The sequence below is a fragment of the Allobranchiibius sp. GilTou38 genome (genome assembly GCF_017565325.1).
GTDB classification, from domain to species: domain Bacteria; phylum Actinomycetota; class Actinomycetes; order Actinomycetales; family Dermatophilaceae; genus Allobranchiibius; species Allobranchiibius huperziae.
Map to the genome: position 1 here is coordinate 79,589 of NZ_JAGEKN010000017.1, position 14,236 is coordinate 93,824.

12 protein-coding genes are annotated in these 14,236 nt (G+C 71.4%); 9 read left to right on the forward strand and 3 right to left on the reverse strand.

Features of this window, described 5'->3' with window-relative positions; genetic code table 11:
• The first annotated feature begins 160 nt into the window (after window positions 1-160).
• From hpnC to JOB34_RS16945, 9 genes are read left to right on the forward strand one after another with little or no spacing between them, the layout of a single operon-like run.
• Window positions 161-1,027, forward strand: a complete 867-nt coding sequence (hpnC, locus tag JOB34_RS16905; RefSeq protein ID WP_208053799.1) for a squalene synthase HpnC — start codon at window positions 161-163, stop codon at window positions 1,025-1,027.
• Window positions 1,024-1,890, forward strand: a complete 867-nt coding sequence (hpnD, locus tag JOB34_RS16910) for a presqualene diphosphate synthase HpnD (protein ID WP_208053800.1) — start codon at window positions 1,024-1,026, stop codon at window positions 1,888-1,890. Before hpnC ends, hpnD begins: the two co-directional genes overlap by 4 nt.
• Window positions 1,887-3,236, forward strand: coding sequence for a hydroxysqualene dehydroxylase HpnE (gene hpnE, locus JOB34_RS16915; RefSeq protein ID WP_208053801.1), 1,350 nt, complete (start codon window positions 1,887-1,889; stop codon window positions 3,234-3,236). The genes hpnD and hpnE overlap by 4 nt, the downstream gene beginning before the upstream one ends.
• Entirely contained in the window at window positions 3,236-4,258 is a 1,023-nt protein-coding gene (locus JOB34_RS16920; RefSeq protein WP_208053812.1) for a polyprenyl synthetase family protein, read from the forward strand. The genes hpnE and JOB34_RS16920 overlap by 1 nt, the downstream gene beginning before the upstream one ends.
• A 4-nt stretch (window positions 4,259-4,262) precedes the next feature.
• On the forward strand, window positions 4,263-6,200 hold the full coding sequence (shc, locus tag JOB34_RS16925) for a squalene--hopene cyclase (RefSeq protein WP_208053802.1): 1,938 nt from the start codon (window positions 4,263-4,265) through the stop codon (window positions 6,198-6,200).
• Window positions 6,197-7,666, forward strand: a complete 1,470-nt coding sequence (gene ispH / locus JOB34_RS16930) for a 4-hydroxy-3-methylbut-2-enyl diphosphate reductase (RefSeq protein WP_208053803.1) — start codon at window positions 6,197-6,199, stop codon at window positions 7,664-7,666. Before shc ends, ispH begins: the two co-directional genes overlap by 4 nt.
• Window positions 7,666-8,670: an adenosyl-hopene transferase HpnH gene (hpnH, locus tag JOB34_RS16935; RefSeq protein ID WP_179479257.1), complete on the forward strand. Its 1,005-nt coding sequence runs from the start codon at window positions 7,666-7,668 to the stop codon at window positions 8,668-8,670. The genes ispH and hpnH overlap by 1 nt, the downstream gene beginning before the upstream one ends.
• The gene (locus JOB34_RS16940; RefSeq protein ID WP_208053804.1) at window positions 8,670-10,481 is read left to right on the forward strand and encodes a 1-deoxy-D-xylulose-5-phosphate synthase; all 1,812 of its coding nucleotides are present in this window, start codon (window positions 8,670-8,672) and stop codon (window positions 10,479-10,481) included. The genes hpnH and JOB34_RS16940 overlap by 1 nt, the downstream gene beginning before the upstream one ends.
• Window positions 10,482-10,533: 52 nt before the next feature.
• Complete coding sequence (locus JOB34_RS16945; protein ID WP_208053805.1) at window positions 10,534-11,415, forward strand: phosphatase PAP2 family protein; 882 nt, start codon at window positions 10,534-10,536, stop codon at window positions 11,413-11,415.
• A gap of 4 nt (window positions 11,416-11,419) precedes the next feature.
• Here JOB34_RS16945 and JOB34_RS16950 read toward each other — a convergent pair whose 3' ends face one another.
• From JOB34_RS16950 to JOB34_RS16960, 3 genes are all read right to left on the reverse strand, one after another.
• Complete coding sequence (locus JOB34_RS16950; RefSeq protein ID WP_233763357.1) at window positions 11,420-12,520, reverse strand: lysylphosphatidylglycerol synthase transmembrane domain-containing protein; 1,101 nt, start codon at window positions 12,518-12,520, stop codon at window positions 11,420-11,422.
• Complete coding sequence (locus JOB34_RS16955) at window positions 12,517-13,344, reverse strand: PIG-L family deacetylase (RefSeq protein WP_208053806.1); 828 nt, start codon at window positions 13,342-13,344, stop codon at window positions 12,517-12,519. The genes JOB34_RS16950 and JOB34_RS16955 overlap by 4 nt, the downstream gene beginning before the upstream one ends.
• A 93-nt stretch (window positions 13,345-13,437) precedes the next feature.
• The coding region (locus JOB34_RS16960) for an HNH endonuclease signature motif containing protein (protein ID WP_208053807.1) at window positions 13,438-14,236 on the reverse strand (799 nt) is incomplete at its 5' end.

The window sequence follows — 14,236 nt, forward strand, 5'->3', positions numbered from 1 at the left end:
TGAATCCGGTTGCGATGGAAGTACTTCCGCATTCAACCGTTGCGCCATCCCGCAGATCCCCGCTTCCTGATCGATTTGTCATCGAATGACAAACGTCGGCCCAGAAACTCACTCATTCGGGTCGAGACCGACGGTGACGAGTGGACCCAGACTACGAGTCATGACGGTCGCGCAGCCCTCGAACGACACGACTTCGCGCCTGCCGATGTACGACGCACGGGACCGCAGCGAGAACTTTCCGGTGGCTCTGCGCGTGCTTCCGGCAGCGATCCGGGACCATCTGCGCCGGGTCTACGCCGTGGCACGGCACATCGACGAGCTGGGCGACTCGGGCACCGGCGACCGCACGGCCGTCCTCAGCGCCTACCGCTCCCAGGTGCACGCACTCTGGGCCGGTGAGCGGCTGAGTGAGCCGACCCTGATGCGGTTGGCGCCCACGGTCACGGCATGCGGACTGTCCGAGAAGCCCTTCCAGGACCTGGTGGCGGCCAACCTGCAGGACCAGTCCGTGACCGAGTACGCAGATTTCGCCGCCCTTCTCGAGTACTGCGCACTGTCGGCCGACCCCGTCGGCCGCCTGGTGCTGCAGATCTTCGCCAGGTCCTCGCCGGAGCGGATCGCCCTGTCGGACCGGATCTGCTCCGCATTGCAGGTGTTGGAGCACTGCCAGGACGTCGTCGAGGACTCGCGGGCCGGGCGGGTCTATCTGCCGCAGGACGACCTGGGTCGTGCCGGGTTGTCGACCGCGACGTTGCTCGACCTCGGCCATCGCGAGGACCTCTGCGCCGTGGTCTCGCTGCAGGTGCTGCGGGCGCGGCAGCTGCTGGATGCGGGACCACCGCTGCTGCGCCGCCTGGATGGCTGGGCGAAGGTCTCGGTCGCTGGCTTCGTCGCCGGTGGCCTGGCCATCGCGGACGCGATCGAGCGCGCGCGGGGTGACGTCGTCACCGCCGTCCCGCGACCACGACGGGTCGACGTGTTCCGTCACATCGCCGCACTGCTGCTGCGCTCCGGAGGTGCTGGATGACCACGGCCACCCTTCCCGATGCCTTCGCCGCGTGCGAGACCATCACCCGGGACGAGGCACGCAACTTCTACTACGGCATCCGTCTGCTTCCCCCACAGAAGCGCGCCGCGCTGTGCTCCCTCTACGCCCTGGCCCGCCGCATCGACGACATCGGCGACGAGGATCGGCCGCGTGAGGACAAGATCCGCGCCTTGGCCGCCCTGCGGCAGGACCTGCAACGGATCGACGTTTCCACCGACCCCGTCCTACTCGCCGTGGCCGCGACCGCACGCGACTTCCCGGTGCCGCTGGAGGCGTTCCTGGAGCTGATCGACGGCGTCGAGATGGACCTGGCCGACGTGACGTACGAGACCTTCGAGGACCTCACCGTCTACTGCCGTCGGGTGGCCGGGTCCATCGGCCGGTTGTGCCTGTCCGTCTTCGGCGCCGGCACCGACCCGAGGGCGCCGATGTACGCCGACCAGCTGGGTATCGCGCTGCAGCAGACCAACATCCTGCGCGACATCCGCGAGGACCTGCTCATCGGCCGCGTCTACCTGCCCCAGCAGGAGCTCAAGGAGCACGGCATCACCCTCGAACTCGATGCACAGGGCTCGCTCTGCGATCCCGAGGCGAGGCTCGCCGCCTACATCGGTTTCGCGGCTGCCCGGGCCGAGAACTGGTACGCGCTGGGTGGCCGGCTGCTGCCCGAGCTGGACTCCCGCAGCAGCGCCTGCTGTGCCGCCATGTCGGGCATCTACCACCGGGTGCTGACCCGGATCCGTAAGAACCCCAGTGATGTCTACGGCTCGCGCCTGTCCCTTCCCGGGTGGGAGAAGGGTGCGGTCGCGGTCTCCGCCCTCGCTCGCGGAGGGCTGAGATGACGCGGGCGGCCGTGATCGGAGGCGGCCTCGCCGGAATCACCGCCGCGATCGGACTCGCCGACGCCGGATGCGACGTGACCCTCCTGGAACGGCAGGCGCACCTGGGCGGCCTGACCCACAGCTTCGAGCGCGACGGCATGTGGGTGGACAACGGGCAGCACGTCTTCCTGCGCTGCTGCACCGCCTATCGCAGTCTGTTGCAGCGCCTCGGTGTCGCACACCTGGTGACGATGCAGGACCGCCTGGACATCCCGATGCGCAGCGGGCGGCGCGCCACGACGGGCCATCTGCGCCGCAACGGGCTGCCCGCCCCGATGCACCTGGCCGGCTCGCTCGCCCGTCATCCGTGGTTGCCGGTGCCGGACCGGGTCCGCGCCGGCAAGATCGCTCTGGCGCTGGCAGCGGTCGACACCGCGTCGGCTGCCAGCGACGAGACCAGCTTCGGCGACTGGCTGGACGCACACCACTGTTCGAGGCGGCTGCGCGAGAACCTGTGGGATGTCGTCGGACTCGCGACTCTCAACGTGCGTGCCGACGAGTGCTCGCTCGCTCTCGCCGCTACCGTCTTCCAGCTCGGCCTGCTCACCGACCGAACGGCAGGTGACATCGGCTGGTCAGACGTCCCATTGTCACAGCTGCACGGCGACGCTGCCGTGCGCGCGTTGGGTGCGGCGGGCGCCGAGGTGCGGGTGCGTGCCAAGGTCGAACGCGTGACGCCCGCGTCGGGCCGGTGGGTCGTGCAAGCCGACGGCGTCGACACGGAGTACGACCAGGCCGTGCTGGCGGTGCCCCCGGACGTCACCGAGCGGCTCGCGCCCTGGGCCGACCTGGGCGTCGGCCCGGGGTACGCCGCACGTCTCGGCAGCTCTCCGATCGTCAACCTGCACGTGCTGCTCGACCGGGTCGTCCTCGACACGCCGTTCGTGGTCGCGCTCGACAGCCCGCTGCAGTGGGTCTTCGATCGCACCGGCCAGTCCGGTGTGCGACGCGGGCAGTACCTCGCGGTCTCGCTGTCCGGCGCCGACGAGGTCCTGCCTCGCACCGCCGCGCAGCTCCGCGAGATCTACCTGCCGGAGCTGCGGAGGCTTCTCCCCATGATGGATTGGGCGCACGTGCTGGACTTCTTCGTCACCCGTGAGCCGCGGGCGACATTCCGCGCGACGCCCGGCACCGCGGCGTACCGGCCGACGCAACGGACCGGACATGTCGGGCTCGCCGTTGCCGGCGCGTGGACCGCGACCGGCTGGCCCGCGACGATGGAGGGCGCGGTACGCAGCGGTAGGGACGCTGCGGCTGCGCTGTTGCAGGAGACCCGGAGATCCCCACGGGACGAGGTGGCGGCGTGATGAACGACGTCGGGCGTGCACCCGCGCAGACCCTGGACGAGACCCGTTCGTTGGTGCTGCCCGCGCTGCACAAGGCGGTCGACCGGCTCGACGATCTCGAGCGCCTCACGACCTCCTACCACCTGGGCTGGGTGGACGCCGGCGGCCACCCTGTCTCCGAAGCGGGAGGCAAGGCCGTCCGCCCCGCCCTGGCGGTCCTCGGCGCCCGCGCCGTCGGCGCGGAACCGGCCGTCGCCGTCCCGGGCGCCGTCGCGGTCGAGCTGGTGCACAACTTCTCGCTCGTGCACGACGACATCATGGATCGCGACCGTACGCGCCGGCACCGTCCGACGGTGTGGTCCGTGTGGGACGAGGCGACCGCGATCCTCACCGGGGACGCGATGCTGTCCCTCGCACACGAGGTGCTGCTGGAGGAGGGTGGCCTCCAGGCCGCCGCGGCCTCGTGGCACCTGGCGCGGTGCACCCGTGCACTGATCAACGGTCAGGTGCTCGACATGACCTTCGAGCAGCGTGCCGAGGTGAGCCTGCACGAATGCCGCCGGATGGCGCAGGGCAAGACCGCCGCGCTCATCGCCACCAGCACGGTCATCGGTGCCGTGCTCGCCGGTGGCGACCCCGACGCGCTGGACGCGCTCACCACGTACGGCCTGCGCATCGGCCTGGCCTTCCAGCTGGTCGACGACCTGCTCGGCGTGTGGGGTGATCCGCAGGTCACGGGCAAGTCCAACTTCTCGGACCTGCAGGCCAAGAAGAAGACCCTCCCGGTCTGCTGGGCGCTCGGCCAGGGCGGCGCCCGGGCCGCCCGGTTGAGGGCCTGGTTCATGGACGGGCCCACCGATCCGGCCGCCCTCGCACGGGCCGCCGGACTGCTGGAGGAGGCCGGCGCACGCGACTGGGCGGAGGGTGAGGCGCGCCGCCTGGTGGCGAGCGCGCAGGCAGCCCTGGGCGGGGCGGCGCTGACACCGTCCGCCACGGCCGACCTGCACGCCATGGCCGACTTCATCGCCGGCAGGAAGGCCTGAACCGATGACCCCCGTGCTCGCGTCCGGCTCCGTGGCAGGTGACGTCGACGCCACCTCGAACCCGCGGTCGGCCGCACGCGCCGCTCTGGAGGCGGCGATCGCCCATCTGAGCAGCCTCCAGCACGAACAGGGTTGGTGGAAGGGCGATCTGGCGACCAACGTCACCGTGGACGCCGAGGACATGATGCTGCGCGAATTCCTCGGGATCGCGACGGCCGAGACCCGCGACCAGAGCGCACGGTGGATCCGGTCCCAGCAGCGCGAGGACGGCACCTGGGCGACCTTCTTCGGAGGACCCGGTGATCTCGACACCACCGTCGAGGCATGGGTCGCCCTGCGGATCGCGGGCGACCAGGCGACCGCCCCGCACATGCTGCGCGCACAGCAGTTCGTCCGCGCACATGGCGGCGTCGAGCGCTCCCGGGTCTTCACCCGCATCTGGCTCGCCCTCTTCGGGCTGTGGGACTGGCGCGACCTGCCGAACCTGCCCCCGGAGCTCATCCACCTGCCCCGGTGGTTCCCGCTGAACGTCTACGACTGGGGTTGCTGGGCCCGACAGACGATCGTGCCGCTCACCGTCGTCTGCACGCTGCGCCCGCGGCGCCCGCTGCCCTTCGCCGTCGACGAGCTCCGCACCGGCGCGGAGCCGGAGGCGTTCGCCCCGTGGAGCACCGTCGGGGGCGCGTTCCAACGCGCCGACGTCCTCCTGCACGCGTACGCCAAGCGGCCGCTGCGGCAGCTGCGCACCGGGGCGATGCGCAGGGCGGCGGAGTGGATCATCGCGCGTCAGGAGGCCGACGGGGGATGGGGCGGCATCCAGCCGCCGTGGGTCTACTCGATCCTCGCGCTGCATCTACTCGGCTACCCGCTGGAGCATCCCGTGCTGCGGGCCGCGGTCGACGGGCTGGAGGGCTTCGTCATCACGGAGGACACCGACGAGGGACCGATCCGCCGGGTCGAGGCGTGCCAGTCGCCGGTCTGGGACACCGCCCTCGCGGTCAACGCGCTACTGGACTCCGGTATCAGCGGCGACGACGCGCGGGTCCGACGTGCCGCGGACTGGCTGGGCCGTGAGCAGATCACCGGTGACGGGGACTGGCAGGTACGCCGGCCGGGGATCCCCTCCGGCGGTTGGGCTTTCGAGTTCGCCAACGACGTCTACCCGGATGTCGACGACGGCGCCGAGGTGGTGATGGCGCTGCGCCGGGTCGGCAGCAACCGGCCCACCCTGCTGCGCCGCGGGGTGGACAGGGGCATCGCGTGGACGGCCGGGATGCAGTCGAAGGACGGCGGCTGGGGCGCCTTCGACGCCGACAACACCCGCACGCTGGCCACCCACCTGCCGTTCTGCGACTTCGGTGCCGTGATCGACCCGCCGTCGGCGGACGTGACGGCCCACGTGGTGGAGATGCTCGCCGCGGAGGGACGCGCCCGGGGGGAGCGCTGCCGCCGCGGCGTGGCCTGGTTGCTGGAGCACCAGGAGCCCGACGGTTCGTGGTTCGGGCGCTGGGGTGCGAATCACGTGTACGGCACGGGCGCCGTCGTACCGGCATTGGTCGCCGCAGGTATCCCCGCCGATCACAACGCCGTTCGCGCGAGTGTGCGCTGGCTGGGGGAGCACCAGAACGCCGACGGCGGGTGGGGCGAGGACCTGCGGTCCTACCGCGATCCGGACTGGATCGGGCGCGGTGCCTCCACCGCCTCCCAGACCGCATGGGCGCTGATGGCGCTGGTCGCCGCCGGTGAGGCGGACGACGGTGGGGGTGTGGTCGAGCGCGGCATCGCCTACCTGGCCGGCACCCAACGCGCCGACGGCACCTGGGACGAGGACCTGTACACCGGCACCGGTTTCCCGGGCGACTTCTACATCAACTACGGGCTCTACCGGCTCATCTTCCCGATCTGGGCCCTGGGTCGGTACGTCGGGGGTGGGCCGGCATGACGGCCGGCATCGCCACCGCGTTGCGGATCGAACGGGTCGCCCTGGGCGCCCGGGTCGGACGGCCGATCCACGTCGCGGGTCGCGGGCCCCGGGTCGCGCCGACGTCGCCCGACGGCCCGACACTCCTCGCCGGGGTGGCCGGCGGTCTCGTCCCCGGTGTCCGCGCCGGTCACGTCGTGGTGGCCGACCGGGTGCTGCTCGACGGCGACGGATACGACTGTCCCGCAGCCCCTCTGGTGGCCGGTGCGCTGCGCCGACGGGGGCTCACCGTGCACGTCGGGCCCATCGCCTCCGTCGATCACGTCGTCGACGGACCCGACCGCGCCGCGCTCGCCGCGCGCACCGGCGCCCTGGCGGTCGACACGGAGTCCGGTTACCTCGCGCGGCAGCTCGGCGCACGCCCCCTGACGGTGGTGCGCGCGATCGTCGACGGGACCGAGCAGCCGCTGCGTCACCTGGGCACGGCAGTGCGAGGCGTCGCCGCGCTGTGGGCCCTGCGCGAGGCCGCGCCGGTGCTGCGCGAGTGGTACGACGCCGCCCTCGACCGCGACGTCCTGCTCGCCGGTCCGCGGTCGTTCTGCGCCGGTGTGGAGCGGGCGATCGAGATCGTCGACCGGGCGCTGCAGTCCCACGGTGCGCCGGTCTACGTGCGCCGGCAGATCGTGCACAACGCCCACGTGGTGCAGGACCTGCAGCGCAAGGGCGCGATCTTCGTGCAGGAGGTCGAGGAGATACCGCGCGGCGCGGTGACCGTGCTGGCCGCCCACGGGGTGGCGCCGTCCGTGCGGCAGCAGGCCCGCGAGCGCGATCTCGTGGTGATCGACGCGACCTGCCCCCTGGTGGCCAAGGTGCACACCGAGGTTCGCCGGTTCGCCGCTCCCGGCAGCACCGTCTTCCTGATCGGGCACGCCGACCACGAGGAGGTCGTCGGAACCCGCGGGGAAGCGCCGGAGAACGTCGTCGTCGTGGACGACCCCGACGAGGCCGCCCGGGTGCAGGCGATCCGACCCGACCGGGTCTCGTACGTCATGCAGACCACGCTGGCCGTCGAGGAGGCCCAGGAGTCGGCGCGGGTGCTGCGCGACCGCTTCCCCGCGCTGCGGGCGCCGGCCCGGGACGACATCTGTTACGCGACCAGCAACCGTCAGCAGGCGGTGCGGGCCGTCGCCGCCGACACCGAGCTGGTGCTGGTGGTCGGCTCGCAGAACTCCTCCAACTCCCGCCGGCTCGTGGAGGTCGCCGAGGCGGCGGGCACGCCCGCGCACCTGGTCGAGGACGCCACCGAGGTCGATCTGGCCTGGCTGCGCGGCGTTCGCCGGGTCGGCATCACGGCCGGCGCCTCCGCGCCCCCGTCGCTGGTCGATGAGTTGGTGCACGCACTGTCCGGGCTGGGCGCGATCGAGGCGGCGGAGTCCTCCGTCGTCGACGAGCACGTGCGGTTCACCCTTCCACGAGAGGTCAGCTGATGCCTTCCATGCCCCTGCGCCAGTCGCTCCGCCTCGGGCGCTACCTCGCCGAGCAGAAGCTGCGCGGACGAGAGAAGTTCCCGCTGCTCGTCGAGCTCGAACCGCTCTTCGCCTGCAACCTCAAGTGCACCGGCTGCGGCAAGATCCAGGAGCCGGCCGCGCTGCTCAAACAGCGGATGCCGGTCGAGCAGGCCGTCGCCGCCATCGAGGAGAGCGGCGCCCCGATGGTCTCCATCGCCGGGGGAGAGCCACTCATGCACCCGCAGATCCACGAGATCGTCCAGCAGCTGCTGGACCGCAAGAAGATCGTCTTCCTGTGCACCAATGCGCTGCTGATGGCCCGGCACATCGACAAGTTCACCCCGCACCCGGACTTCTCCTGGATGGTGCACGTCGACGGCATGAAGGAGCGGCACGACGCGTCGGTCAGCAAGGAGGGCGGCTTCGAGGCGGCCATCGACGCCATCAAGCTCGTGCAGTCGCGCGGCTTCCGGGTGATGACGAACACGACTGTCTTCAACAGTGATTCACCGCAGGACGTGATCGACGTCCTCGACTATCTCAATGACGAGATCAAGGTCGACAACATGCAGATCGCTCCGGGGTACGCCTACTGGAAGGCGCCGGACCAGAACGGCTTCCTCGGCGTCGAGGAGACCCGGGCGCTGTTCGCGAAGGCCTTCGGCGAGGGGCGGCGCAAGAAGTGGCGCCTCAACCACTCGCCGCTCTTCCTGGACTTCCTGGAGGGCAAGGTCGACTTCGAGTGCACACCGTGGGCGATCCCTTCCTACTCGCTCAAGGGATGGCAACGGCCCTGCTACCTGCTCGACGACGGCTACGTCTCGACGTACAAGGAGCTGATCGAGGACACCGACTGGGAGGCGTTCGGCCGCGGTAAGGACGAGCGGTGTGCGAACTGCATGGCGCACTGCGGCTACGAGCCGACGGCGGTCGTCGCGACGATGGGTTCGCTGCGCCAGACCCTGCGCGCCGCGGTGGCGTGATGCCAGCGCGCGGCTCCGGGCTGCTCGACCGGGTCATCTCGCCTGCCGACGTACGGGCGCTCGACGCGCGGTCGCTGCCGGCGCTCGCCGCGGAGGTGCGCGAGCGGCTGGTCGACGTGGTCACCCGCACGGGAGGGCATCTCGGTCCCAATCTCGGCGTCGTCGAGGTCACCATCGCCCTGCACCGGGCGTTCGACTCGCCGCGGGAGCCGATCGTCTGGGACACCGGGCACCAGGCCTACGTGCACAAGATGCTGACCGGGCGGGCCGCCGATCTGGAGTCCTTGCGAGTCGCCGACGGCCTGAGCGGATACCCGTCCCGCCGCGAGAGCGAGCACGACATCGTCGAGAACTCCCACGCCTCCACCTCGCTGTCGTACGCCGACGGTCTGGCCAAGGCGCACGAGCTCACCGGCTGCCGACGCTGGGTCGTGGCGGTGATCGGCGACGGCGCGATGACCGGCGGGATGGCCTGGGAGGCCCTGAACAACATCGGCGGGTCCGGCCGCAACGTGCTGGTCGTGCTCAACGACAACGGCCGGTCCTACGAGCCGACGGTCGGCGCGCTCGCCCGCCACCTGGCGGCGCTGCGGGACGGTTCAGCGGGGTCGAATCTCTTCGAGACTCTGGGACTGCGCTACATCGGCCCGGTGGACGGTCACGACCTCACCGCGCTCGAGCGGAGCCTGCGAGCCGTACGCCGCCGTCCCGGCCCCACCGTGCTGCACGTCGTGACCCGCAAGGGCGCCGGCTACGACGCGGCCGAGCAGGACGAGGCGGACTGCCTGCACACGGTGTCGCCGGCCCCACCGCCGGCGCTGACGGCGACCGTGCGGCCGCATGGAACCCGTTGGACCGACGCGTTCGCCACGGAGCTCGTCGCCATCGGCGAGGACCGGGCAGACGTCGTCGCGGTGATCGCGGCCATGCGTCGCCCGACCGGTCTGCTCCCGTTCGGCACGCGCTTTCCGCACCGCACCTTCGATGTCGGCATTGCCGAGCAGCACGCGGTCACCTCGGCCGCCGGTCTCGCGACGGCCGGACTGCACCCCGTGGTCGCCATCTACTCCACCTTCCTCAACCGGGCGTTCGACCAGGTCCTCATGGACGTCGCCCTGCATCGGCTGCCGGTGACCTTCGTGCTGGACCGGGCGGGCATCACCGGGCCGGACGGCGCCTCGCACCACGGCATCTGGGATGTGTCGATGCTGGGTCTCGTGCCGGGCATCCGGGTCGCGGCGCCCCGTGACGCCCTACGGTTGCGCGACCTGCTGCGCGAGGCGGTGGCCGAGGACGGCGGCCCGAGCGCGGTGCGGTTCCCCAAGGGTGAGGCGCCCGCGCCGGTGGGTGCGATCTGCCGGTTCGGCCCGGTCGACGTGCTGCGCCGTCGCGCCGGGGACGGCGACGTCCTGCTCGTCAGCACCGGGCCCCTGGCGGCCGTCGCCCTGGATGCCGCCGACCGGCTGGGGGCGACGGGCGTCGCGGTCACGGTCGTCGACCCGAGGTGGGTCCATCCGCTCGCACCCGAACTCGTCACGATGGCCGCCGAGCACCGGCTGGTGGTGACCCTGGAGGACAACGCGGTCCCGGCCGGTCCGGGCTCCGCACTGCGCGACCGGTTGCAACAGATGGGCTGCAGCACCAAAGTGCTCACGGTCGGACACGAGGCCCGGTTCATCGGCGTCGGAGAGCGCGAGGACCTGCTCCGTGAGCGGGGCATCGACGTCGCGTACGTCGTCCGGCTGGTGCAGTCCTCCTGCTGGCCCGGCCTGCGGTCGGACGCGGTCCGCCTGCGCGCCCTGCAGGCGTGACCATCTGGTGGCATCACAGGTGCCGGCCAGGCGCGGTCGGCATACTGAATGGATGAGCGCATCCACCATGCGCCCTACGGGGCAGCAGACGCCGTCCCGACCTCGCACGTCGCCCTGGCGTCCCGCCGCCGCGATGGTGGGTGTCGCGGTCGTCGCGATCGTCGTGCTGGTGATGCTGCTGGTGCGCAACCGCACGGGTGCGAAATTCGACTACAAGATGGAGTTCGCCCTCGGCGGACCGCCGTGGCTCTTCTACAACATCGAGGACCGGCTGCAACAGGTCTCCGTCACGAGCGTCGCCCTCGCGGGCATCCTGGTCGCGGCCGTGGCGTTGAGCCGACGCAGGATCGGGCTCGCCGTCGGCGCGATCGTGCTCATCGGCGGCGCGACCGTCACGACCCAGCTGCTCAAGGCCCACGTCATCCACGAGCTGCCCGGCGACGTCGCCAACAGCATGCCGAGCGGTCATGCCACCGTGGGCATCTCCATCTCGCTGGCCACGCTCATGGTGCTGCCGGTCGCGTGGCAGTGGGGCGTCCTGCCGGTGTGCGCGGCCGCGGGATTCTTCTTCGGGGCGGGCACGGTGGTCGGCCACTGGCACCACCCCGGCGACGTGCTCGCCGCGCTCGCCGTCTGCCTGGCCTGGGCGGGCGTGGCGCTCGCCGTGGCGCACACCGTCGACCACGGTCGGCTGGGGCGCGCACCGCGTACGCCGAGCCGTCCGGTCCGCTCGATCGGGCCCGGTCTGGCCATCTGGTTGGTGATCGGCGGGATCGCGCTGGTCAGTTGCCTCTTCCTGGCGTGGGGCGCTCAACCGACGGTGCACGGGCTGCGTGACCTCGTGCTGGGCATGACCGCGGTGGCTCTGGTCGCCGCGGGGACCGTGGTGGTCTACGGCTGGTTCTCCCAGGTCGCCCGGCGCTACCTGGTGTGAGGCGTCACCGCAGCTGATCGGGCAGGGCATCGCGCTCGTCGGCGACGTCCTGCGGCGGGTCGACCTTCGGCATCGACCACCACGCCGCCCAGCCGATCGCGCCCAGCGGCACCTCGAGCAGGTGGGAGAAGATCGCGAAGACCAGCACCCCTGCGGCCGCGGCCGGCTTGTCGGCGCCCCACGCGACCAGCACCGCGAGTGTCCCGGCCTCGCTGATGCCGAGGCCCCCCGGGGTGACTCCGACCGCGGTGAGCAGCCGTCCGAGCGCGTACGCCGCGAACAGGTCGGCGACCGGCAGGTCGACCCCGACCGCGGACATGGTGCGCCAGAAGAGCACGAAGTAGATGCCCAGGAAGGCGACCACGCCGAACGTCATCGGGAACCAGCCGGTCGTGGTGACCACGGCGAGCCGCGTGCGCTGATCACCGAGCAGAGCGGTCAGGTTCGGGCGCACGCCGCGCTGCTCACCGCGACGCAGGCGGGCGATGCGGGCTGCGGCGTGTGCATCGAGGAACCGTCCGAGGCGCAGGGTGAGGACGGGACTGATGAGCACCACGATGAAGCCGAGCAGCAGCACGAGCCCGATGACCCCGCCGTACAACGCGGCGGTGCGCACCGGTCCGGGCAGCGCGTTCTGCGACGTGGAGACCACCGCGAGACCGATCAGCGGCATGGCGAGCCGGGCGAGCACGTTCCAGACCGCGCTGACGATGATCGAGGTGGAGATGTTGCGGCGGGTGAAGCCCCAGCTGCGCGCGATGAAGTACGTCGCGGCCATCCCGACCGCTCCGCCACCCGGAAGCAGGTTGGACACCGACGACCCGCAGACGTTGATGATCAATGCCTTGGGATGGCTGAGGCCGGGCAGCGAGCCGGTGAGGGTGAACGTGTAACACCAGAGGCCGAGCACCACGAGGCCGAAGAGCTCCAGGGCGCCCAGGGCACCCAGGTGCGACAGGTGGATCCCGATCTGATGCCAGCCCGTCTGCGCGACCAGCGGCAGCCCGAAGCCGAGCAGCAGCCCGGCCATCGTCATCCCGAGGACGCCGTTCAGCACCTGGTTCCGGGTGACCGTCGGGCGATGGGAATCGGGAGTCGTGCTCACCGGGGCAGCCCCTCGAAGATGTCGTGGGAGACCTGCTTGAGTCCACCGCGTCGCTCCGGGTCGACGTACCACTCCCAGCCGAAGACCAGGTCGTAGAGCGGGCGGGGGATGCGCAGGAAGAGACCGAGCGTGCGGTCGCCGTCGTCCGCGGTCGCCTGAGAGGCGTGGGCCCGCATCGATGCGCGCTTCGCCCCGATCTGGCGGTGCACGCGGATCCGGTGGGTGATCGCGGAGCGGGGGGAGTAGGGGCGCTCGTACGAGGCGATGTCGAAGTCCGCGGGGAAGCGGTGCAGGCGCGACACCAGGCGGATACCGAGGACGAGCAGGTCGCGCGGGACGGTGGCCTGCAGAACCCGTGCGGTGTGGGCCATCTCGGCTGCGCGTGCGCCCACGTGGTGCACCTGGACGTGGTCGCGGTGGCCGTAGCCGCCCGCGGCGTCGTAGGTCAGGAGCACGTCCGCGTGCTCCTCGCGCAGGATGTCCGCCAGCCTGCCCGCGGCCTCCTCGACGTCGGCCCGCGCGAACCGTGTTGCACCCGGCGGATCGTCGTACAGCAGCGGCCCGCTGCCGGAGTCGGCGTACCCGAGGTGCACGGTCCGCGCCACACCGAGCGCCCGCGCCGACTCCTGCAACTCCCGCATCCGGACGCCGCCGAGCTGTCTCCCGTCAGAGCGGTAGGACGAGGCGGCGAGCCCCAGGTCGCCGTCGGTGGCCACGACGAGGACGACGCGGTGACCCGCGGCCGCCGCCTTCGCCATCGTCCCCGAGGTCAGCAGCGCCTCGTCGTCCGGATGGGCGTGGAAGACCACGAGAGTGTGCGACATCGCCGACCATCCTGTCGCATGCGGTTCCGTGCGGCCTGCAGGCGGCCCGGGAGGAAGCTGCGCCTCAGGTGATGTGGGCGTGCCCGCCGCAGGTCAGGCCGCTGGTTCACGGCCGGATCGGGTGGGCATGAGTCCTGGTGTGAGGTCCCAGGTGACGCCGGTGGTGGTGACGGTGGCGGTGAGCAGGTCGCGGTGGACGATGGTGTGGTGGCGGGCGCACAGTAAGGCTGCGTTGGTGAGTGTTGTCTGTCCGCCGGCCCACCAGGGCCGTACATGATGTGCGTCGCACCAGTCGGGTGGTCGGTCGCAGCCGGGGAAGATGCAGTGCTGGTCGCGGTGGATGATCGCGGTGCGTAGTCCGCCGGTGAAGAGGCGTTTCGCGCGCCCGACGTCCAATGGTTCGGACTCGCCGCCCAGGACGACGGGGATGAGGTCGGCGTCGCAGGCGAGTCGGCGGAGAGTACCCGCGTCGAGGTGCTCCCCGTCGGTGGTGCGCCCGATGCCCGGCAGGTACGTCGGCGCCGATCTGGTTTCTTGCGAAACGTTTTCGCTGAGATCGTCGAGCCGGCCTGCGTTGCGAAGGCCCTCGTAGAGGGTGTTGTAGTCCAGGGTGACCAGGATCTTGGCGGTGCCGCCGAATTCTCCGACGGGCCGCGAGCTGGTGCCGTCGAGGACGCCGGCTGCGGTGTCGACCAGTCGTACCAGGGCGTCCGCGCGTCGTTTGGCCGGGGTCCGGGTGTCGCGCTCGGGTGCACCGGTGCCGTCCTCGGTTTCGACGGGCGCGGGTGCGGACAGGGCGCGCAGGGCGTGTTTGACCACCGCGGCGTGTGCGCCGGACAGTTCGGCCACGAATCGGGTCAGGCCACTGGGTAGGTCGGCCCAGAAGACCGAT